The organism is Rhizorhabdus sp. GW822-FHT03C02 (genome assembly GCF_058801765.1).
In genome coordinates, this window is the sequence record NZ_JBXANN010000001.1 from 1,512,161 (window position 1) to 1,533,772 (window position 21,612).

The following is a 21,612-nucleotide window of genomic DNA, read 5'->3' on the forward strand; positions in this document are numbered from 1 at the left end:
TTCTCCTTCAAAAACTTTATATAATTCAGTTTGCGTTCGAACGCACCGATTCTCGGGCATGTTCGCGACCATCGAGTGGAAACGCGCGACCAGTGCTGAAGTCGCGTATCACCCCGACCCTTTTCGCCCGGGCGGCGGTCTCGGGCTGGAAGGTGTAGCAGCCCGGCGGCAGCTTGCTGGCGTCGGACTGATGCTCGATCGGGATGCTGCGGCCGCTGCCGACCATGATCCCCCAGCGCAGGATCTTCGCGGCCTCCTGGCCGATCGGATCGAGGGTGGCGAGCAGCGTCTTGAACGTGCCGAAGTCGATCCCCGCCACCGCCTCGGGCGCGACGATCGTGAAGCCCTTGAGCGTCCAGTCGAAGATCGTCTCGCCGTCGCGGCGCAGTTCGGAACGGACCAGCTTGTCCGGGCCGGGATCGGACACGAGCACGTCATAGACGGTCGGCGCGCTGTCGCCGGCATGCGCCGCCGCCAGCGTCGCGAGATCGTGGAGATGGGTGCAGTTGGTCGTCTTCTCGCCGCGCGCTGCGAAATCGGCGAGCGCGACCCCGGCGAAGGTCTCGCGCAGCCGCGCCTCGGCGCCCGGGCAGGTCGTCCAGGGCGCACGGAGCATGAAGCCGTCGACCATGGTGGCGATCCCGCCCTGGTGCGCGACGGTGACGCGCATGCAATGATAATCATCCTCGAGCTCGGTGCGCACGCTGCCCTCGCTTGGAGTCACGACGAACCGCCGGCGGAAGCCGGGCAGCGTGTCGATAAGCGCGCGGGCCGAGGCCATCGTCAGTCTTTCGCGAGCAGCAGCGCGGCGGCGAGCGGGCCGCCGCCCGAGGTCGCGACCGCCACCTTGGGATCGCCCGGGATCTGGCGGGCGCCGCCATTGCCGCGCAGCTGGGTCACCGCCTCATGCGCGAAGCCGAAACCGTGGAGGCGGCCGGCGCCGATCTGGCCGCCGAAGGTGTTGAGCGGCAGCTCGCCGCCGATCGCGATGCGCTGCCCGCCCTCGACGAAGCGGCCGCCCTCGCCCACCTCGCAGAAGCCCAGCGATTCGAGCCAGGTGATCGCCTGGAAGCTGAACCCGTCATAGAATTGGACGGTGTCGACATCGGCGGCGGTGTAATCGGTGCGCTTCCACAGATCCTCGCCGGTCGGGTAGCAGGCCATCCATTCGGCCTGGTCCCAGCTGTGCCGCTCGACCGTGCCCGCCTGCGCGGCGATCCGGATCGGGGTACATTTTATCTCGTCGAGCGCATCGCCGGCCGACACGATCAGCACCGTCGAGGCGTCGGTGAAACGATCGCAGTCGTAGAGGCACAGGGGCGAGGTGATCATCCGCGCCGCCATATATTCGTCCATCGACAGCGGCTGCTGAACCAGCGCGCGCGGGTTCAAGGCGGCATGGGCGCGGTCGGTGATCGCGATCTGGGCGAGCTGCTCGCGGGTCATGCCGTAGCGCTTGACGTGGCGCATCGCATATTGCGCGGTCCAGCAGGCCGCCGAGATCGCGTTGAACGGCGCGAACCACTGCGAAAAACCGTCGACGGTCTTGCCGCGCAGCATCGGATATTCGTCGGGCCGCGCCAGCGCCGCCGCCTCATAGACGGTGCGGAAGCAGATGATGTGGCGGGCGACCCCGGCCTTGACCGCCATCGCCGCCGCGCCGATCGCGCCGAGCTGCGCGGTCAGCTCCATCCCGCCCATATGCCAGGTCGCGCGAATGCCCAGCGCATCGATCAGCTCGTCGGCGCCGATCGGCGAAAAGCCCGGCATCGCATGCGCCTTGCCCGGATAGGTGGCGACGCCGTCGATCTGGTCGATGGTCAGGCCCGCCTCGGCCAGCGCTTCCTTGACCGCGTCGAGGGTCAGCAGCAGCGGATGGCGTGTCAGGCGGACGCCGACCTCGGACTGGCCGACCCCGGAGATATAGGCTTCTTTGGCGGCCATGGTCAGGCGATCTTCTCGAAAAGGGGATAATGGATCTCGCCCTGCTGCTCGAAGGTGACCTGCACCTTGTCGCCGATGTCGACCGCGTCGACCGGGCAATTGACGATGTTGGTGGTGAGATACACACCGGGGGCGCCGTCGAGCGCGACCCGGGCGATCACGAACGGCACCTCCATCCCCGGAAACCAGGCCTGGTAGTTGACGGTGAAGGTGTCGACCACCGCGGTCGGCGCGACCGCCTCGGGCAGCACCTGGTCCGACAGGCATTTGCGGCATACCGGCTTGGGCGGGTGGATATAGGTGCCGCAATCCTGGCAGCGGTTGATCCGCAGCTCGCCATCGGCGCCGCCGGTCCAGAAGGCGCGATTGTCCGCGTCGAGGCGCGGCTGGGGTCGTGGTGTGGCCATGTCGTCCGATTACCCGATGAAGATGAAAAGGGCCGGACCGACCGCTGCGAGATCTGACATCCGAAACTCCCTGTGATGAGGTTCGACGCTGCCGCCTGTCCCCGTTCCTTGTGCGATCGCCGCCCGCCGCGCCGCCGACAGACGGGCGGGCCGAGGGCGGCTTTTCCGGCTTCAACCTTGTCGCCACGGCCTGCGAACACAATGCGAAACTGGCCGCCGCCCGGGCATTCCATTCCAATAACGCCCCGGCGATTGTGATGCGGAGGGTGCGCGGGGGCGGCCGATCGGGAGGATATTGTGGTTGCTTAGCGTTGAGCGACTCCGTTACGCCGGACGTCCGATCGCCGGGCCGGACGGGGCCTCCTTCGGGGCGCGGAACGCTGCCGCCGGCGCGAGATGATCGCTGACCCGGATCGGGAGCGAAGGCCCCCGGGGCGGTTCAGGATGGAGTGGGGCGAATGTCTGATATCTATCGCGACAAGGGCAAGCCCGAGGCCTGATCATCCGGATCCTCCAAGCGTGGCTGGGAGGGATAGAAGAAAGTTAGTGGGAGAAGAAAATGTCCGAAGCTCCGCATCTGCTGGTCGAGGAAGATGGCGCGATCCTGATCGCGACGCTCAACCGGCCCGAAAAACTCAACGCGCTGAGCGGCCAGCTGATGGGGCTGTTCGAGCAGGCGCTCCACAAATTCCGCGATACGCCCGAATTGAAGGTGATGCTGATCCGCGCGACCGGCCGCTATTTCTCGGCGGGCGCCGACCTGCGCGAAGGCAGCCCCAACCCGACCCAGACCGGCTCGGCGATCCGCGAACAGCACCGGCTCAAGCTCCACGGCATGCACCGCATCTATGACGAGATGGAGCATATCGAAAAGCCGATCGTCGTCGCCCACCAGGCGATGTGCGTCGGCGGCGGCCTCGAAATGTCGCTGTCGTGCGATTTCCGCCTCGCCGCCAAGAGCGCGGGCTATGCCTTTCCCGAGGGCAAGTTCGGCACCCTCCCCGCCTCGAACGGCGTCAGCCGGCTCGCGCGGATCATCGGCACCCACTGGTCGCGCTATCTGATCATGGCCAATCTGCCGGTCGACGCCGACCGCGCGCTGATCATGGGCCTGGTCCACGACGTCTTCCCCGACGAGAGCTTCGAGGCCGACGTCATGGCCTTCTGCCGCCATCTCGCGCAGCAGAATGGCGAACAGATGGGCACCGCCAAGATCGCGATCGAACTCGCTCATGATGTCGGCCTGGCGCAGGCGCGCAATGTCGAACGCATGGCCAACAGTGCGCTGATGCTCAACCCCGACTATCTCGCGGGCATGGAACGCTACCTCAAGAGCGGCTTCGGCAAGAAAAGCGATTGAACCGCTACTAATAGCCCCTCCCTTGAAAGGGAGGGGCTTAAAATCTCACCCTCGCCGCGTCCGGCAATCCCGGATCCCCAGCTCCAGCAACCGCGCCTGCCCGCGCAGCAGGTTGGCGACGTTCGGAACGATCTCGTCCTCCATCGCGCTGGCGAGGTCGGTGTCGGTCGCGATCGTGACGAGGCGCTCGGTGCCGGTCAGCAGCGCGGTCGCCATCGCCAGCTGGAGCGAGCCGGCCTCGGCGGGGTCGCCGTCCATCTGCGCGACCAGCAAGGCGATCAGCGGGCTCGACGAGGCGACGCGCTGGCGCACCATTCGCGGGTCGAGCCCCGCGGCATAGCTGTTGCGCAAATGGAGGATGCGGGTGTGGCGGTCCCAGAAGGCGTGGAAGGCGGTGACGAAGGCCAGGCACTCATCACCCAGCGTCTCGTCGGCCCAGTGCCGGCGCAACTGGGCGACATAGGCTTCCTCGGCCGACGCCATGATCGGATCGAGCACCGCGAGCAGCAATTCGGTGAGGTCGCCGAAATAGAGATAGAGCGTGGTCATCGCCAGCGACGCCTCGCGCGCGACCGCGCTCAGCGACAGCGGGATCCCCTGCGGATCGGCGAGCAGCCGGTCGGTCGCGGCCAGAATCCGCTCGCGGGTGTCGCGGCCCTTGCGACCGAGCCGCTGGCCGAGCAGATTGTGGCTCAGCGCCTCGTCGCCGTCGGCGGGTGCCGGCGGCGCGCTCTTGGCGACCTTCTTGGTCTGCTGTTGCCTGGTCGACATCGTCCCCCCACCGTCATTCACATATCCGGGCGGCGACTCCGCCGCTCTCCCGCCCTGTGGCCGCCTTATATCGATTGCGGCAGCCTGCGACTCCCAAAATTACCGACTCGTGACAATATCCCGTCCGCGCCCGGGACGCGGGCGCCTGACCGGCGCGATCATGACGCGCGCGCGTGCAGCGACACCGTGACCGCGTGGAGGTCGGGCGGCAGGTCGATCAGCGACCGGAAGACCTGGGTGACCGAGGTGAACTGGGTGATCGGCCGCGCGCGCAGGTTGAGCCCGTTGGCGGCGGCCGCCTGGGCGAAGCGCATCTGCGCGGCCGGGTCGGCCTGCCAGACCTTGCCCTCCTCCATCATCTGCCCGGCGCGCACGACGCTGACCCGAATCCCCGAGGCTTCGAGTTCGCGGTGCAGGCCCAGGGTGAAGCGCTCGAGCCCCGCCTTCGAGCTCTGATAGACGATCAGGTGCGGGAACGGCAGGTCGATCGACTCGCTGCTGATGTTGATGATGTAGCCGCCGCGCTCCATCATCGGGATCGCGGCGCGCGCGCACAGCATCGGCCCGATCAGATTGGTGCCGACCGCGCCGACGATCTGCTCGTCGGTGGCGTCGGCGATCTCGAACGGTTCGAAGACCGCGGCATTGTTGATCAGCACGTCGATCTTCGGATGGGTCCCGGCGATCGTCGCGAAGGCGGCGCGGACCGCATCGGGCGACGACACGTCGCAGCCGATCGCGATCGCCCGCTCGCCGATCTCGGCGGCGGCCGCCTCGACCTTCGCCGCGTTGCGGCCGAGCAGGATGACGGTCTCGCCCTCCGACGCGAAGCGGCGGGCGAGCGCCCTGCCCAGCCCGACGCCGGCACCGGTGATGACGATGGTCTTGGCCATGTGCTGGTCCCTCTCCTTTTTTCAGCTTCCTCGGGGAAAGCTTTCAAATTCGTCATCCCGGACTTGATCCGGGATCTCACTTCTTCTTCGATCGGACGGCAAAGGCAAAGAGATCCCGGATCAAGTCCGGGATGACGATTAGTTCGAAGCCTTCGCGGGATAGACCGACATATCCCCCGCATAGGCGATCCCGCCGGCCCATTGCCGGTCGCCGCTCACCCTGGTGAAATAATGGACGGTGCGCGCGGTCGATCCCGACGACGAGCGCGGCTGCATCGCGATGCCGCTCGGGCTCTTGCCGAGCGCACGGGCGCCGAAGTCCATGATCGTGAACAGCAGGTCGTCGGTCTGCTGCGCGCACAGCACGAGCTGGTCGCCCGGGCAATGTTGCTTCGGCTCGATCTGCAGGTCCGACAGCCGGCCGCGCTTCATCCCGACATGGCCGGGGACGGCGATCACCTCGCCGCTGTGCACGTCGTCATACCATGTGTGATATTCGGCTTCGCGGCCGGGAATGAAGTTGGCGAGGATGATGCTCACCCCCGACAGCGGCTCGCTCTGCTGCCAGTTGGCGCCGACCTTCCAGTCCGAATACATCGCATAGCTGTACAGCCGCTCGGTCTCGTCGGCGGCGACGAGGCCGGTGTCGCGGGCGCCGGCGATCAGCGGTCCGAGCGCCGGCAGGTCGATCTTCGGATCGGGCAGGTCGAAATCATAGACGCTCAGGAACCGCCAGGGCTGCGGGATGTCGGGCATGATCTGCAGCGGCGCGACCTCGAAGCGGTCGGCGGTGACGAAGCCGCGCAGCCGGGCGAGGTCGGCGCGGTGTGCGCCGTCGAACCAGGCCGCATAATCGGCCTCGCGGCCGGCGGCCACATTGTGCAGATGGATCGTCGTGTAGAGTGCCATGCGTCCCCTCTCCTGCCCGCTTGTCGGGTCGTTGGCCGCTCAGGCGGCGTCGAGCTTCGCCGCCGCCAGCTTGCGCAGGTCGGCGGTCTTGATCTTCGCGCTGCCGGTCTGCGCCAGATCCTGTTCGGTGAAGAACAGCACGCGGCGCGGCACCTTGTAGCTGGCGAGCTTTTCCTTGGTGAAATCGCGGATCGCGGCCTCGTCGAGCAACTCGCCCTCGAACGGGATGATGCAGGCGACGACGATCTCGCCGAGCGTTTCGTGCGGCACGCCGACGGTCTGGCTGCGCTTGACCCCCGGGAACGCCGCGAGGCACTCGTCGATCTCGAGCGGCGAGACGTTGGCGCCGCCGGTCTTGATGATGTCGTTGAGCCGGCCTTCCCAGAACAGCCGCCCCTCGGTGTCGACATAGCCGCCGTCGCCGGTGCGGAAATAGCCCTCGTCGTCGAGGGTCTCGTCGGCCGGGGTGCCGATATAGCCGAGCATCAGCGTCGGCCCCTTGACCGCGATCTCGCCGCGCTCGCCGATCGGCACGATCTGTCCGGTCAGCGGGTCGACGATCTTGATCAGATTGCCGGGCAGCGCTTCGCCATGGCTCTTGCCGACCCGTTCGGCCGGCACGTCCGAAGCGAAAATCGCGTTGATCGTGAAGGTCTCGGTATTGCCATAGGCGGCCATCGGCTCGCTCCAGCTGGTCGAGACCGTCGGATGCTTGCCGAGCGGGGTGCTGGGATCGACATAGCGCAGGCTCGACAGGTCGACCTCGCCCCAGGCGGGCGAATCCTCGAGCTGCTTCCACTGGTGCGGCCAGGCGGTCGGGAAGGTCACCTTCTCGGCCTCCATCAGCCGCAGCGCCTCGTCGGCGACGAAGGTCGGCTGCAGCACCAGGCTGCCGCCGCGCGACAAGGTGCCGCCGATCGCCATGCCGAAATTGCCCGACCAGAAGAAGCCGTTCGCCGACCAGCAGCGCACATCGTCGCCGAGCCCGAACACCCGCCCCCAGCGCCACAGCTGGATGCTGACCCCGCGATGCGCGCTGAGGATGCCCTTGGGCTTGCTGGTCGATCCCGAGGAGAAGAACAGCACGCCGGGATCGCTCGGCTTGACCGTCGTCGCGGTGGCGTCGACCAGCGCCTCGGGAATGGCGTGGCCGCGCGCGAGGAAGGTCGCCCAGTCCTCGACCGCGCCGCCGCCCTCGCCCACGCACGCGACATGGCGCAGGAACGGATAAGCGAGGCTCTCGACCTCGCCCGGCGCCGCCGAACCGATCTCGGGGATCAGATCGCCGAGGATCGCCGAGAAATCCTTCTTGAGGACCTGGCGCTCGAACAGCAGCACCGACACCCCCGACGCGCCGAGCAGATGCTCGAGCTCGGCGGGGGTAGAGAAGGTGCTGATCGTGACCGCGATGCCGCCGGCCAGGGTCGCGCCGAACGCCGCCGAGATCCACTCGGGACGGTTGGTCATCATCACCCCGACCCGGCTGCCCTTGCCCATCCCGCAGGCGAGCAGCGCCTTGGCGACCTCGACCGAGCGCTCCCACAGTTCGGCATAGCTCCAGCGGGTGGTGCCGCCGGCCTCGTGCAGGACCAGCGCCTCGCGGTCGGCGTGGCGCTCGGTCACTTCGCGCAGGAAGCCGGGCATGGTCAGTGCGCCCAGCCCCGGTTCCTCGTTCAGCGGGATGCCGCGAAGGATCGACGGCTGCGAGGTTCCGGTTCCGGACGGCACTGCGCTCTCCTGTGCTTGTCGTCTTGCCTTGGATCTTAGCGGTTGACGTCGACGACGAAGCGGCCGCGGACGGTGCCGTCCATCAGCTTCTTGGCGGCGTCGATCGCCTCGCCGAGGCCGATCTCGGTCGCGATCGTGTCGAGTGCTGCGGCGTCGAGATCCTTGGCGAGCCGCTCCCACGCCTTGAGGCGCGGGCCCTTGGGCGCCATCACGCTGTCGATGCCGAGCAGGTTGACGCCGCGCAGGATGAAGGGGGCCACCGACGACGGGAAGTCCATGCCCTGGGCGAGGCCGCAGGCGGCGACCGAGCCGCGATATTTGGTCTGGGCGCAGACATTGGCGAGGGTGAAGCTGCCGACCGAGTCGATCGCGCCGGCCCAGCGCTCCTTCTGCATCGGCTTGCCCGCCACTGACAGCTCGTTGCGGTCGATGATCGTGGTCGCGCCGAGCGCCTTGAGATAATCCGCCTCGGCGGGCTTGCCGCTCGACGCGGCGACGGTGAAGCCGGCCTTGACCAGCAGCGCGATCGCGACGCTGCCGACGCCGCCGGTGGCGCCGGTGACGAGCACCTCGCCCTGCTCGGGCGAGACGCCGTGGGCGATCAGCGCGTCGACGCACAAAGCTGCGGTGTAGCCGGCGGTGCCGATCGCCATCGCCTGGCGGCCGGTGAAGGCGGCGGGCAGCGGCACCAGCCAGTCGCCGTTGAGGCGAGCCTTCTGCGCCAGGCCGCCCCAATGGGTCTCGCCGACGCCCCAGCCGTTGAGCACGACCTTGTCGCCGGCCTTGTAGTCGGGATGGCTGCTGTCGGTGACGGTGCCGGCGAGATCGATGCCGGGGACCATCGGGAATTTGCGGACGACCGGCGACTTGCCGGTGATGGCGAGGCCGTCCTTGAAGTTGAGCGTCGAATATTCGACGTCGATCGTGACATTGCCCTCGGGGAGCTGCGCTTCGTCGAGCTGGGTCAGCCCGACCGTCTGGCCGGCGTCGTTCTTGTCGATGACAATGGCGGAAAACATGATCTTCTCTCCAGGTTCCTGAGAAACGGACGCCGTGGACCCCAAAAGGCCGGTCGCTTACCCCGGGTTGAGAGCGCATGAAGCCGATGAAGGCAAGCGCCGGACGGGCGCCGCCGCCATCTTCACGCGGGGGCGATGAAGTCTAGCCGCCCGCCCCTCCCGTCTTGCGTCCGCCGCCCTTGCCGCCGGACTTCGATGCGCCCGCGAGCCGCTCGACGATGTCGGGAAAACGCTCGCTGCGCAGCGTGCCGAACATCGACAGCCGCAGGCATTCGTTCGAGAAGCGCAGCGCCTGTTTCTGCTCGTCGCGGTCGCCGCCGCCATGCGCCTGCGCCCAGACCGGCCACAGGAAGGTGCCGGCGAGCATGATCACGGTCAGCACCTCGACATCGACCCCGGGCTGGGCGAGGTCGGTCTTCGAGAAGCGGTCGAACGAGCCCGAATATTCGCGCCAGAACGGATCGCTGCTCGGGTCGGGCGACACCAGCAGCTGGAGGAACCAGACCCGGCACAGCGTCGGATTGTCCATCGCGAACGAGGCGAGCCGGTCGGTCATCGCGGTCATGTCGACCTGCTCGACCTGGCGTTCGCCGATCGTCTCGGGATCGCCGAACGCGGCAAAGCACAATTTCTCCGAGACCCAGTCGGTGGTCGCCTTGATCAGCTTCTCGCGGGTCGCGAAATGCTGATAGGCGGTGCCGCGGTTGACCCCGGCGAGATGCGCGACCTCGGAGAGGCTGAGGCCCTCGGGACCATCCTGCGCGAGCCGGGTGCACGCCGCCTCGAGGATCGCCTCGCGGGTCGCCTTGGGGTCGCGGGCGCGGCGCTTGCGACCGGGTTCGGCGGGATCGGCGGCGGTCATCGACCTGCGGATCCGCGCACGAGGCAAATGGCGTGTTTCCGGGACTTTCGTCGGGCATCAAGTGCGAAATTCGGCATATTTTCTCGTTTTTACCCCATTGGCGCTGCGTCGTCGGTTCGTCATCAATGTTGTCTATTTCGGCGCTTCGGGACAGCGATTTCGATCATCGCCCCGGCGGCTTGACCGTCCCGATGCTTCGCGCGACTAGCCATGGCACAGAACAGGCGGCAGCGGACGGGAGAGGCGGACATGGCGCATATCGACATTGGCGGGATCGGCATCGCCTATGAGATCATCGGCGACGGGCCGCAGGCGATCGCGATCACCCCGGGCGGGCGCTTCTCGAAGGACACCACCGGGGTCAGGCCGCTCGCCGAGGCGCTGGCGGCGACGGGCAAGAAGGTGCTGATCTGGGACCGGCCCAACACCGGCGGGTCGGACATCTGCTTCGACGGCGCGACCGAGTCGGTCCAGAATGCCGACACCCTCGCCGGCCTGCTGCGCGCGCTCGGCCTCGGGCCGGCGATGCTGGTCGGCGGCTCGGGCGGCGCCCGCGATTCGATCCTGACGACGATCCGCCATCCCGATGTCGTCGAGCGGCTGTTCGTGCTGTGGATCAGCGGCGGCCCGATCGGCCTCGCCTCGGTCGCAGCCTTCTACTGCGCCGACGCCGCCACCGCCGCGGTCACTTACGGTATGGAGGCGGTCGCCGCACTGCCCGGCTGGAAGGACCTGATCGAGCGCACTCCGGCCAATCGCGAGCGGCTGCTCGCCTGGGAGGCGCCGGCGTTCGTCGCCAAGATGCAGGACTGGTGCCAGGCCTTCTTCCCGCGCGAGGGCGCGCCGATGCCGGGGCTGACCCCGGCCGAACTGGCGGGCATCGCGGTGCCGGTGACGGTGTTGCGCAGCGGCGTCTCCGACCTCCACCACAGCCGCGAAACCAGCGAGGCGGTCCACCGGCTGATCCCCGGCGCGCACATCGCCGAGCCGCCCTGGGGCGACCGCGAATGGATGGAGGCGCTCGCCGCCGCCCCCACCGGCCGCGGCCTGTTCACGAGCTGGCCGCTGCTCGCGCCGCAGATATTGGCCTTTGCCGACGGAAAGTGAATCCGCCTGTGGATATCGCGGGGCCGATGAGCGCGGCCGACCCGGAACTCGGCCTTGAGCAGGTCTGACGTTTCACCGATAGTCGAGGCTGTTTCAATTATGCCGCGCCCTGCCGGGGCGACAGGCTCCAAGAATTGATCATGCGGGAGGCGACGTTGACCACCAACACCTACACGCCCGATGCAGCGACCCAGGTGGAAATCTTCCGCCGCATGGCGCTGCTCAAGGGCAATGACGAACGCAGCCGGAAGGTGATCTCCGCCGGCCGCCTCGTGATGCCCTATTACAGCTATCGCGGCCAGGAGGTGATCCCGTCGGCGCTGTCGGTGAACCTGACCGACGACGACTATCTGTGCACCATCTATCGCGGCATCCACGACATGCTGGCCAAGGGCCTGCCGCTCAAGGATCTGTGGGCCGAGATCGCCGGCCGCGTCGACGGCACCTGCAAGGGCAAGGGCGGTCCGATGCACCTGACCTACCCGAAAAAGGGGATCATGGTCACCACCGGCGTCGTCGGATCGTCGATGCCGATCGCCAACGGCATCGCCTGGGGATCGCAGCTTTCGAAGAACGGCCGGGTCGCGGTCGCGACCTTCGGCGACGCGGCGTCGAACATCGGCGCCTTCCATGAATCGCTGAACCTCGCCGCGGTGTGGAAGCTGCCCGTCATCTTCCTGTGCCAGAACAACCGCTGGGGCGAGCATACCGCGTTCCGCAAGTCGACCAACATCGAGCGGATCGCCGACCGCGCCGCCGCTTATGGCATGGCTGGCATCCATGTCGACGGCAACGATCCGTTCGCGATGTACGCCGCCGCCCGCGAGGCGGTCGAGCGCGCCCGCGCCGGCGAAGGCCCGACCCTGATCGAGGCGATGACCTATCGCTTCCACGGTCACGTCTTCGGCGATTCCGACAGCTATATCGATCCGGCCGAAAAGGCCGCCTATGTCGCGGCCGATCCCTATCCGATCTTCCGCGCCAAGCTGATCGCCGACGGGATCTCGACCGAGGAAGAGCTCGCCGCGATCGAAGCCGATGTCGAAACCCGCCTCGACGAGGCGGTCGAATTTGCGCTGGCCTCGCCCTTCCCCGGGCTCGAGGAACTGTCCAGCGACGTCTATGGAGAAGCCGCATGAGCGACGTCATCGACAAGAAGCCCGAGGTGAAGGCCAAGCCGATCACCGTCCTCGAGGCGACCAACCGGGCAATCGCCGATGCGATGGCCGCCGACGAAAGCGTGCTGGTGCTGGGCGAGGATGTCGCCGACCCCGAGGCCGGCGGCGTCTGCGGCGTCACCAAGGGGCTGTCGACCCGGTTCGGCGAGCACCGCGTGCGCTCGACCCCGATCTCCGAACAGGCGATCATCGGCGCGGCGATCGGCGCCAGCCTGGTCGGCTACAAGCCGATCGCCGAGATCATGTTGATGAACTTCACCACGGTGGCGATGGACATGATCGTCAACCATGCCGCGAAGCTTCGCTACATGTCGGGCGGCCAGACCAATGTCCCGATCGTGATCCGGACGATGACCGGGGCGGGCTTTTCGACCGCCGGCCAGCATTCGGACTATCTCGAGGCCTGGTTCGCGCACACCGCGGGCATGAAGGTGGTCGCCGCCTCGAACGCCGCCGACGCCTATGGCCTGATGCGCAGCGCGATCGACGATCCCGATCCGGTGCTGGTGATCGAATCGATGCCCAATTACTGGACGCCGGGCACCGCCCCCGAAGAGGGCCACCGCGTCCCGATCGGCAAGGCGAGCGTCGTCGCCGAAGGCAGCGACATCACGATCATCAGCTATTCGCGGATGATCAACGAATGCGCCGGCGCGCTCAAGGCGCTCGGCGAGGCCGGGATCAGCGCCGAGATCATCGATCTGCGGACGATCTCGCCCTGGGACCAGGAGACGGTGTTCGCGTCGGTCGCAAAGACCGGTCGCGCGCTGATCGTCCATGAGGCGGTGGTGCCGTTCGGTGCCGGCGCCGAGATCGCCGCGGTGCTCTCCGAGCGCTTCTTCGGCAAGCTCAAGGCCCCGGTCGGCCGCGTCGGCGCGCCGTTCAACCCGGTGCCGTTCTCGAAGCCGCTCGAAGCCGCCCATATTCCGAACGCCGCCGGCATCGCCGACGCCGTCATCAAGATCGTCAAGGGGAACGTTTAAGTCATGGCCACCGAAATCCTGCTTCCGAAGATCGGCTTCGCAATGAACGAGGGCGTCGTCGCCGAATGGCTCGCCGCCGATGGCGACACCGTCACCGAAGGCCAGCCCCTGTTCCTGCTCGAGGCCGACAAGTCGGCCAACGAGGTCGAATCCCCCGCGAGCGGCGTGCTCCACATCACCGCCGAAGCCGGCGAGACCTATGTCGTCGGCACCGTGCTGGGCACGATCGAGTAACCTTCCCGATCCTCCCCATGCTCTTGCATGGGGAGGGGGACCACCGAAGGTGGTGGAGGGGTGGTGCAGAAGCTCGCCCGATCCACCGGCCTATAGCGTGGAGACCCCTCCACCGCTCTGTGAGCGGTCCCCCTCCCCAGCTTCGCTAGGGAGGATTAAAAAAAGAACCGCGCCCAGGAGAAGACGCCATGCCGCTCAGGGTCGGAATCATCAGTGCGAACTGGGGCACCTTCGCCCATCTGCCGGCGTGGCGCGCGGTGCCCGGGGTCGAGGTGACCGCGGTGTGCACGTCGCGCCGGGAAACCGCCGAGGCCGCCGCCGCCAAGCATGATATCGCCCGCCCCTTCTGGGATGCGCAGGCGATGGCCGCCGATCCCGATATCGACATCGTCGACTGCGGCACCCGCCCGGCGATCCGCGAGGCGATGGTGCTGGCGTGCCTGGCCAACGGCAAGCATGTCTACAACGCGATCCCGTTCGCCGCCGGGCTCGACGGCGCACGCCGGATCCACGACGCCTGGGAGGGCAGCGGGCTGGTCGGGGTGGTCGACGCCTATTCGGAATGGCTGCCCGCGCTGCAGGTCGCCAAGGCGATGCTCGACCAGAGCTATCTCGGGCGGCCGTTCGGCGGCACCTGCGTCTTCAACATGTCGCTGTTCAACCGGCTCAACCCCTATTTCCCCTATAACTGGTTCGCGCAGGCCGGCCATGGCGTGTCGGCCGTCCGCAATCTCGGCAGCCATGCGCTGCACATGCTGAGTTTCCTGCTCGGCGGGGTCGACGAGCTGGTCGCGCATGACGGCAGGCTGCTCGACGAATGGACCGGCCCCGATGCCGAACCGGTCAAGGCCGAGACCAACGACTTCGCGTCGATGATCCTGCGCTTCAGGAACGGCGCGGTGATCCAGTTCCAGGTGTCGTGGAATGCGCCGCTCGGGCCGGGCTGGTCGCTCGACCTGTTCGGATCGGACGGCCGCATCCGGATGGAGGCGCCGTCCTTCCCGACGAGCCGCGACACCCAGCTGCTGGCCGGCAAGCTCGGCGACGCCGGGCTGGCGCCGGTGGCGATTCCCGAGGATCTGCTGCGCTCGCCGGGGCTCGGCATCGACGCCGACACGCCGATCCAGGCGTCGCATGGCATGGCGATGTCGATGCAGGCGATGGTCGACGCGATCGAGGGCCGCGGCCGCGCCCATCCCGATTTCGCGCAGGCCTGGCTGGTCGAGCGGACGCAGGAGGCGATCCGGCGGTCGTCGGCCGAGCGGCGCTGGGTGAAGCTGGATGAGATTGGGTAGGCTTGCTTGCGTCATCCCGGACCTGTTCCGGGATCTCGTGCGGATAGGGCGCGCGCTTGCCGACCGAGATCCCGGCCTCCGCCGGGATGACGATGAAGCGCCCTAAGTGACAGGACAAGGAACGCACATGGCCGACACCATCTATGACCTCGTCATCGTCGGCAGCGGCGTCGGCGGGCTGACCGCGGCGATCACCGCGAAGCTGGCGGGGCTCGAGCCGCTGCTGATCGAGAAGACCGATCTGCTCGGCGGGTCGTCGGCGCTGTCGGGCGGGGTGTTGTGGCTGCCGCACAGCCCGCCGATGATCCGCGAAGGCGTCGCCGACTCGCGCGAGGCGGGCCTCATCTATCTCGCCAATTTCGTCGAGGGCGATCCGGCCTGGTCGACGGTGAAGCGCCGCGAGACCTTCGTCGATGCCGCGAAGCCGCTGATCGAGATGTACGAGGCGCAGGGCATGCGCTTCGAGCATTGCCCCGGCTATTCGGACTATTATGACGACCGCCCTGGCGGAATCGCCGCGGGCCGGTCGATCGAGGTGCCGCCCTATAATGCCAAGCGGCTCGGCAAGTGGAAGGACCGGCTGCGTCCGCCGGCGGTGCCCCTGCCCGTCCGCACCTCCGAGGGCCCGTCGATGCTGACCTTCGCCGCGACCCCGGGCGGCAAGAAGACGCTGGCGCGGGTGGTCGGCCGCTTCCTGCTGTCGAAGCTCAAGGGCCAGACGCTCTACACCGGCGGCGCCGCGCTGCAGGGCAATCTGCTCGAGATCGCGGTGCGGCTCGGGGTCGATATCCGCACCGGCACCGCCTTTGCCGGCTTCGACATGGCGGGCGGCCGGGTCGCCGGCATCCATGTGACGAGCGCGGGCCGGCAGGAGACGATCGCGGCGCGGCGCGGGGTGCTGATCGCCGCCGGCGGCTTCTCGCACAACAAGGCGATGCGCGAGCAATATCAGCGCGGGCCGATCACCGACGCCTGGACCTCGTCCAACCCCGGCGACACCGGCGAGGCGCTGGCGGCGATGGCGGCGCTCGGCGCCGACCTTGCCCAGATGCGGGAAAGCTGGTGGACGATGACCTTCGCGCCGCCGGGCAAGCCGATCGACATGATCGTCGCCGACCTCGCCAAGCCGCGCGGCATCCTGGTCGACACCGCCGGCCAGCGCTTCGTCAACGAGGCGGGGTCCTATATGGAGATCGGCCAGGCCTGTTTCGAACGCGGCGTGGTCCCCGCCTGGCTCATCCGCGACGCCGATGCCCGCAAGCGCTATTTCTTCGGCACCCGCCCGCCGGGCGGTTTCCCCAAGGATCTGGTCGCCAGCGGCGATATCAAGGTCGCCGACACGATCGCCGATCTCGCCCGCCAGTGCGGGATCGACCCGGCCGGGCTCGAGGCGACGGTCGCGCGCTTCAACGGCTTCGCCGCGGCGGGCAAGGACGATGATTTCGGGCGCGGCAACAATGTCTATGACCGCTATTTCGCCGATCCGACCAACAGGCCCAACCCGACCCTCGGCCCGATCGCCAAGCCGCCTTATTGGGCGGCGCCGCTGGTCCCCGGCGACGTCGGCACCTGCGGTGGCGTCGTCACCAACGACCGCGCCCAGGTGATGCGCGCCGACGGCACCGCGATCGAGGGGCTCTACGCCGCGGGCAACTGCACCGCACCGATCGCCGGTCCTTATTATATCGGTGCAGGGCTCAGCATCGCAGCGTCAGCGGTGTTCGGCTATGTCGCGGCGAAGGATGTGGCGGGCTGATCAGCTTTGCTTCGCGATCCCATAGGCCTTAACTCAGGCGCAAGAGCCCTTCTTCTGCTCCTCTTGCGCTCTTTGCGGCGCGTGCGGCGGCCGGTTCTGCCCCCGGCAGACCCCAACGAACGCAAGTCACATTCCCTGCTGCGCACGCGTTGAGAATCTGCACAGCAGGAACTAGCAGAAGAAGACCCTCATCCAAACCTTCTCCCGCAAAGAGCGGGAGAAGGCTTCAGAAGAAGCGAGGTTCTCGCCTATCGGATCACGTCCGGGACGGTCGACGAAGGGCGCGCGATGTCAGGCAGGCCAGGCCATCGTCTTGGTTTCGAGATATTCCTCGATGCCCTCGACGCCCCAGGCGCGCCCGATCCCGCTATGCTTGTAGCCGCCGAACGGCAGGTCGCCGTTGATCGGAACGCCGCCATTCACGCCGAAGGTGCCGGTGCGGATGCGCTTGCCGATCGCCAGCGCGCGATCGAAATCGGCCGAATGGATGCCGCCGGACAGGCCGTAGACGCTGTCGTTGGCGATGCGGATCGCGTCCTCGTCGTCGTCGAACGGGATCACGACCAGAACGGGGCCGAAAATCTCCTCCTGGGCGATGCGCATGTCGTTGGTGACGTCGACGAAGCAGGTCGGCTCGATGAACCAGCCGCTGCCGATGTCGGGCCGCAGATCGCCGCCGGCGAGCAATGTCGCGCCCTCGGCAACGCCGACATCGACATAGGTCTTCACGCGCTCGAGCTGCTTCTTCGACACCACCGGCCCCATCGTGCAGGCCGGATCGTCGAAATGGCCCCATTTGTCGGCGAAGGCGTCATAGGCGCCCTTGAGCGCGGCGACGGCCTCGGCATAGCGGCTGCGCGGCACCAACAACCGCGACTGGACCGCGCATCCCTGGCCCGCATGAAAAACGAGGATCGACTGCGCGACCTCCTGCGCGAAGTTCGGCGCGTCATCGAGGACGATCTTTACCGATTTGCCGCCGAGTTCGAGGAAGGCGCGCTTCATCGTCTCGGCGCCCTGGCGCACGATATGCTTGCCGATCGCGGTGGATCCGGTGAAAGTGATCAGGTCGACCCGCTGGTCGGTGACCAGCATCTCGCCGGCTTCGGCGGGATCGCTGGCGGTGACGACGTTGATCACCCCGGCGGGGAAACCGGCCTCTGCCGCAAGCTCGCCGAAAATCGCGCCGGCCAGCGGCGTGTCGGGCGCGGGCTTCAGGATCACCGTACAGCCGGCGAGCAGCGCCGAAACCACCTTCTCGGCATTGACGTAGAGCGGGAAATTCCATGGCGTGATCGCCGCGACCACGCCAATCGCCTCATAGAAGGACGTGCGCTGGCTGGTGCCGAACGCGGTCGCGCGGACGCCGTGGTCCTTCTCCCATGCGAGGCTGGGATAGACTTCCATCAGATCGCGCCAGCTGTTCAGGCAATTGGCGACCTGGGCGCGGTTGACGGCAACCATCGGCGCGCCGACCTCGTGTCGCGCGATATCGACCAGCCGCGCCTGATTGGCGACGAACAGGTCGTAGAGTTTCTGCACCAGAGCGAAGCGTTTTTCGTGATTGGTCGACCAGTCGGTCGTATCGAAGGCGCGGCGGGCGGCGGCGATCGCCTCCTCGATGTCCGCGGGCGAGGCATCCGCCGCCACGCCGACCACCTCCCCCGTCCACGGTCCGATATTGTCATAGGTTCTGTCGCCCTTGGCACGCCGCAGGCATCCGTCGATGAGCAGCATCGCTTCGGGGAGGATCATCGTCGTCGGGGCTGGTTCGGGAAGCGTGGCCATCGGTCTCTCCGTCGTTATCCAGGATTGGCTTTGCCGCGCGGTTGATTCCCGCGCCAACAAGCCGCATAGCTGGTTATGTCCTATGTCCGTTATATCCAGTAGATAGAAGATATGTCAAGCAGCCGCCTCACGCCCGAGCAATCCCGGTTCATCGATCGTCTCACCGGCTTGCTGACGACCTGGAGCCTTACGCCCAACGCCGCCCGGCTCTACGGCTATCTGCAGATCATGAACGAGCCGGTGAGCCTCGACGATATCGCGATCGATCTGGAGATCAGTCGCAGTCACGCACACACGGCAGCGCGGATGCTCGAGGCGCATGGCAACGCCAGAGGCGTTGCGACCCGGGGCAGCAAGCGCATCGTCTATGTCTGCGGCGACGATCCCGCCACGCCGTTGCGGCCGCAGGCGATCACGCTCGGCAAGATGTCCGAGCTGATCACCGCATCGGCATCGCAGGTCGCCACGGGCGAAGCCGCCGCGCGGCTCGTGCGTCTCGCGCATTTCCACGCGCGCCTGCAGCGGGCCATGCAGGACGTGATCGACCCGGAGCCGACCGACAGGCAAGGCTAAACGCCGCATCGCAGCGACGGTGCCTGGCCGCGTCGCGGCGGGATGTGGCGGGGCGATCGCCTTTCCTTTTGTCTTCCCGGACTCGATATCCAGACAGTGACACATTCCAATTTCGTTCTACGGTCGAGCCTGCCCCACCTCGTCACTCCGGACGCGTTCCCATAGACACCAGGATAAGAGCACAGGCGCCGCGGCCGAACCCGTCATGCTGACGGAGGTCGGCATCCAGACGCGCAAGTAAGGACCTGAACGCAACGCGCTGGCTGGACGCACAGCGTTGCGGATCTGGATCCTGATTTCCATCAGGATGACGGAGGAGGGATGACCACCGCAATTCCATGAGTTGCGCCGAAGTTCATGCCCATGGAAACAGGTCCGGGTGACGAAGACGGCGAGCATGCGCCTCAGGTCGATCAGGGACGATGCAACCGAATCCGCCAGACGGTACAGCCTCGCCCAGCCCCGTTCGGTATTATCGTCCCGACCGTACGAAAATTCTTTCCGCTGGTGCGGGTCCGTCATAGCATCCCGCTCAAGACGCGAACCCATCGCGCAGCACCCCAGGAGAGCGACACCATGGACCAGTACAAGTTCGTCGTGATGACCAACCCGGTCGAGGGCCGCGAGGACGAGTATAATCGCTGGTATGACGAGCAGCATCTGCACGATGTCGTCAGCGTCCCGGGGATCGTCAGCGCGCAGCGCTTCGCGCTCGACCGCGGGGTCGGCGACGGTCCCGAGCCTTATCGCTATCTGGCGATCTACGATATCGAGACCGACGATCTCGATGCGACCTTCGCGACCTTCTTCGCGAGGAGCGGGACCGAACGGATGCCGATCAGCGACGCGCTCGCCCCCAACCCCGCCGCCTATGTCTATCGGGTGCTGGGCGGGAAGGTCGAGGCGCAGCGCTGAGCCCGCCTGCCCGTCACCCGGTTAAATAGTCCATCGCCGCCAGATCGGCGAGCAGGGTCGGCCCCTGCGGATCCCAGCCCAGGCCGGCGCGGGTCTTCGCGCTCGATGCGCGCATGTCGAGGCCGGCGAACATCGCGAACCATCCGAAATGGCCGGCCGCCTCTTCGGGCGACAGCGAGACGAGCGGCAGATCGAGCCCCTTGGCGACCACTTCGGCGATCGCGCGGGCGGTGACGCCTTCCTCCGCGACCGCATGATAGCGGGCGCCGGGTTCGGCCTTGGCGAAGGCAAGCGCGTAAAGCCGGGCGACGTCGAAGACATGTGCGGCGGGCCAGCGGTTGAGCCCTTCGCCGACATAGGCGACGGCGCCTTTCGCGCGGCAGATCTCGATATAGGGGGTGATCAGCCCCTGTTTGACGGTGTCGTGGACCTGCGGGAGCCGCATCACGGAGATGTTCACGCCGGCCTCGAGCAGGGCCGCGCCGGCGAGTTCGGACGCGACGCGCGGGTTGGGATGGTGCGGGTTCATGACATCTTCGGAGGCCGGCCGGCCATCGCCGGCGTCACCCATGCCGGTGCCCGAGGTGATCAGCAGCGGCCGCGCCGAGCCCTTGAGCACCGAACCGAGCGCTTCGATCACGCGGCGGTCCTTGTCGCAATTCGCCGCGAAGTTGGAAAAATCATGGTCGAAGGCGGTGTGGATCACGCCGTCGGCATCGGCGGCGCCGGCGCGGATGCTGTCGAGATCCTCGAGCGTGCCGAGATGCGCCTCGGCCCCCGCCGCGGCGAGTGCCTGCGCACCGGCTGCGGATCGGGTCAGGCCGACCACCCGATGGCCGGCGGCGAGCAGTTCGGGCAGGATGTGCGTGCCGATGAAGCCGGTCGCACCGGTGAGGAAGATATGCATGGAAGACCCTCCGACATTGTTCGGAAAGCCGTCTCGCGCTAATGTTCTTCCTGTTAAAGTAGTGACTTCATCATGGTATGAGGATCAACAGGCTGGCGATGCTCCCCGATATCGACAATGCGCTCGGCACCTTCCTGCGCGACCGCCGCATGCGGCTCGATCCGGCGAGCTTCGGCTTTCCGGCGGGGCGCCGGCGCACCCCGGGGCTGCGCCGCGAGGAGGTGGCGCAGCGCGCGCATATCAGCCCGACCTGGTATACTTGGCTCGAACAGGGCCGCGGCGGTGCGCCGTCGGCGGACGTGATCGAGCGGATCGCGACCGGCATGATGCTGACCGAGCCCGAGCGCGAGCATCTCCATATCCTCGCCTTCGGCCATCCGCCCGAGGCACGCTATCGGGAGCCCGACGGGGTCACCCCGCGGTTGCAGCGGGTGCTCGACGCGATCCCGATCAGCCCGGCGATCATCCGGACCGCGACCTGGGACGTGATCGCCTGGAACCGGCCGGCGGCGCTGCTGCTGACCGACTATGCCCAGCTGCCCCGGCACGAGCGCAACATATTGCGGCTGATGTTTTCGAGTTCGCGGGTGCGCGCGGCGCAGGACGACTGGCTGAGCGTCGCGCGCTTCGTGGTCGGCGCGTTCCGGGCCGATGCGGCGCGCGCCGGTGCGGGGGCGGAGATCAGGCAGCTCGTCGACGAACTGTCGCGGGCGAGCCCCGAATTCGAGGCGATGTGGCGCGACAATGAGATCGCCGGCCATGGCGACGGCTTGAAGCGCCTCCACCATCCCGAGATCGGGCCGATCGAACTCGAATTTTCGACCTTCGCGGTCGAGGGGCGGTCGGACCTGAACATGATGGTCTATAATCCGGCGACGGCGGAGGTCGCGGAGCGGATCACGAGGTTCATAGGCGATCGGGACCAGGCAGCGGCGCCCGATCGCGGGGCAGGCGAAAGCTGAGGTCGCCCTGCCCCGCTTAGC

Annotated in this window: 21 protein-coding genes; 10 read left to right on the plus strand and 11 right to left on the minus strand. The window is 67.3% G+C overall.

All coding sequences use genetic code 11. The features are described from left to right. Window positions 1-25: 25 nt before the first annotated feature. Genes AC1RM6_RS06895 through AC1RM6_RS06905 form a run of 3 tightly spaced genes read right to left on the minus strand, consistent with a single transcriptional unit; the run spans window position 26 to window position 2,351 of the window. Window positions 26-781 (minus strand): DUF2889 domain-containing protein, encoded by a 756-nt coding sequence (locus tag AC1RM6_RS06895; protein ID WP_493099388.1) that lies wholly within the window; start codon window positions 779-781, stop codon window positions 26-28. A gap of 2 nt (window positions 782-783) precedes the next feature. Beyond that, window positions 784-1,944: a thiolase family protein gene (locus AC1RM6_RS06900; RefSeq protein ID WP_493099390.1), complete on the minus strand. Its 1,161-nt coding sequence runs from the start codon at window positions 1,942-1,944 to the stop codon at window positions 784-786. Between the two features lie 2 nt (window positions 1,945-1,946). Then, the gene (locus AC1RM6_RS06905) at window positions 1,947-2,351 is read right to left on the minus strand and encodes a Zn-ribbon domain-containing OB-fold protein (protein WP_493099392.1); all 405 of its coding nucleotides are present in this window, start codon (window positions 2,349-2,351) and stop codon (window positions 1,947-1,949) included. A 559-nt stretch (window positions 2,352-2,910) separates the two neighbouring features. On the opposite strand from AC1RM6_RS06905, the gene AC1RM6_RS06910 reads away from it, so the two are divergent. Beyond that, complete coding sequence (locus AC1RM6_RS06910; protein WP_493099394.1) at window positions 2,911-3,711, plus strand: enoyl-CoA hydratase/isomerase family protein; 801 nt, start codon at window positions 2,911-2,913, stop codon at window positions 3,709-3,711. A gap of 45 nt (window positions 3,712-3,756) precedes the next feature. On the opposite strand, the gene AC1RM6_RS06915 is transcribed toward AC1RM6_RS06910, so the two are convergent. From AC1RM6_RS06915 to AC1RM6_RS06940, 6 genes are all read right to left on the minus strand, one after another. Next, on the minus strand, window positions 3,757-4,482 hold the full coding sequence (locus AC1RM6_RS06915) for a TetR/AcrR family transcriptional regulator (protein ID WP_493099396.1): 726 nt from the start codon (window positions 4,480-4,482) through the stop codon (window positions 3,757-3,759). Window positions 4,483-4,640: 158 nt separating this feature from the next. Continuing rightward, a complete protein-coding gene (locus AC1RM6_RS06920) occupies window positions 4,641-5,375 on the minus strand; it encodes an SDR family oxidoreductase (protein ID WP_493099398.1) in 735 nt (244 codons plus the stop codon). 138 nt (window positions 5,376-5,513) lie between these two features. Continuing rightward, a complete protein-coding gene (locus AC1RM6_RS06925; protein WP_493099400.1) occupies window positions 5,514-6,284 on the minus strand; it encodes a hypothetical protein in 771 nt (256 codons plus the stop codon). A gap of 39 nt (window positions 6,285-6,323) precedes the next feature. Further along, entirely contained in the window at window positions 6,324-8,012 is a 1,689-nt protein-coding gene (locus tag AC1RM6_RS06930; protein WP_493099402.1) for a class I adenylate-forming enzyme family protein, read from the minus strand. A 35-nt stretch (window positions 8,013-8,047) separates the two neighbouring features. Beyond that, window positions 8,048-9,031, minus strand: coding sequence for an acrylyl-CoA reductase (NADPH) (gene acuI / locus AC1RM6_RS06935; RefSeq protein WP_493099404.1), 984 nt, complete (start codon window positions 9,029-9,031; stop codon window positions 8,048-8,050). A gap of 142 nt (window positions 9,032-9,173) precedes the next feature. Continuing rightward, window positions 9,174-9,893: a TetR/AcrR family transcriptional regulator gene (locus tag AC1RM6_RS06940; protein ID WP_493099406.1), complete on the minus strand. Its 720-nt coding sequence runs from the start codon at window positions 9,891-9,893 to the stop codon at window positions 9,174-9,176. Window positions 9,894-10,142: 249 nt separating this feature from the next. Here AC1RM6_RS06940 and AC1RM6_RS06945 point away from each other — a divergent pair, with 249 nt between their 5' ends. The 6 genes from AC1RM6_RS06945 to AC1RM6_RS06970 all read left to right on the plus strand — a co-directional run bounded on the left by AC1RM6_RS06945 (window position 10,143) and on the right by AC1RM6_RS06970 (window position 16,446). After that, on the plus strand, window positions 10,143-11,000 hold the full coding sequence (locus tag AC1RM6_RS06945) for an alpha/beta fold hydrolase (RefSeq protein WP_493099408.1): 858 nt from the start codon (window positions 10,143-10,145) through the stop codon (window positions 10,998-11,000). Between the two features lie 140 nt (window positions 11,001-11,140). Continuing rightward, complete coding sequence (locus AC1RM6_RS06950) at window positions 11,141-12,139, plus strand: thiamine pyrophosphate-dependent dehydrogenase E1 component subunit alpha (RefSeq protein ID WP_493099410.1); 999 nt, start codon at window positions 11,141-11,143, stop codon at window positions 12,137-12,139. Beyond that, window positions 12,136-13,161 (plus strand): alpha-ketoacid dehydrogenase subunit beta, encoded by a 1,026-nt coding sequence (locus AC1RM6_RS06955; RefSeq protein WP_493099412.1) that lies wholly within the window; start codon window positions 12,136-12,138, stop codon window positions 13,159-13,161. Before AC1RM6_RS06950 ends, AC1RM6_RS06955 begins: the two co-directional genes overlap by 4 nt. Window positions 13,162-13,164: 3 nt before the next feature. Continuing rightward, complete coding sequence (locus tag AC1RM6_RS06960; RefSeq protein WP_493099414.1) at window positions 13,165-13,395, plus strand: biotin/lipoyl-containing protein; 231 nt, start codon at window positions 13,165-13,167, stop codon at window positions 13,393-13,395. 188 nt (window positions 13,396-13,583) lie between these two features. Beyond that, on the plus strand, window positions 13,584-14,690 hold the full coding sequence (locus AC1RM6_RS06965; protein WP_493099416.1) for a Gfo/Idh/MocA family protein: 1,107 nt from the start codon (window positions 13,584-13,586) through the stop codon (window positions 14,688-14,690). Between the two features lie 127 nt (window positions 14,691-14,817). Further along, a complete protein-coding gene (locus AC1RM6_RS06970; RefSeq protein WP_493099418.1) occupies window positions 14,818-16,446 on the plus strand; it encodes an FAD-dependent oxidoreductase in 1,629 nt (542 codons plus the stop codon). A gap of 291 nt (window positions 16,447-16,737) precedes the next feature. On the opposite strand, the gene AC1RM6_RS06975 is transcribed toward AC1RM6_RS06970, so the two are convergent. Beyond that, window positions 16,738-18,234, minus strand: a complete 1,497-nt coding sequence (locus tag AC1RM6_RS06975) for an aldehyde dehydrogenase family protein (protein ID WP_493099420.1) — start codon at window positions 18,232-18,234, stop codon at window positions 16,738-16,740. 111 nt (window positions 18,235-18,345) lie between these two features. Here AC1RM6_RS06975 and AC1RM6_RS06980 point away from each other — a divergent pair, with 111 nt between their 5' ends. Both AC1RM6_RS06980 and AC1RM6_RS06985 read left to right on the plus strand, forming a co-directional pair. Next, a complete protein-coding gene (locus tag AC1RM6_RS06980; protein ID WP_493099422.1) occupies window positions 18,346-18,807 on the plus strand; it encodes a GbsR/MarR family transcriptional regulator in 462 nt (153 codons plus the stop codon). A gap of 576 nt (window positions 18,808-19,383) precedes the next feature. Continuing rightward, window positions 19,384-19,722: a hypothetical protein gene (locus AC1RM6_RS06985; RefSeq protein ID WP_493099424.1), complete on the plus strand. Its 339-nt coding sequence runs from the start codon at window positions 19,384-19,386 to the stop codon at window positions 19,720-19,722. A gap of 13 nt (window positions 19,723-19,735) precedes the next feature. Here AC1RM6_RS06985 and AC1RM6_RS06990 read toward each other — a convergent pair whose 3' ends face one another. After that, window positions 19,736-20,629, minus strand: a complete 894-nt coding sequence (locus AC1RM6_RS06990; protein ID WP_493099426.1) for an SDR family oxidoreductase — start codon at window positions 20,627-20,629, stop codon at window positions 19,736-19,738. A 98-nt stretch (window positions 20,630-20,727) separates the two neighbouring features. Here AC1RM6_RS06990 and AC1RM6_RS06995 point away from each other — a divergent pair, with 98 nt between their 5' ends. Next, window positions 20,728-21,591, plus strand: a complete 864-nt coding sequence (locus tag AC1RM6_RS06995) for a helix-turn-helix transcriptional regulator (protein ID WP_493099570.1) — start codon at window positions 20,728-20,730, stop codon at window positions 21,589-21,591. Window positions 21,592-21,612 lie beyond the last annotated feature (21 nt).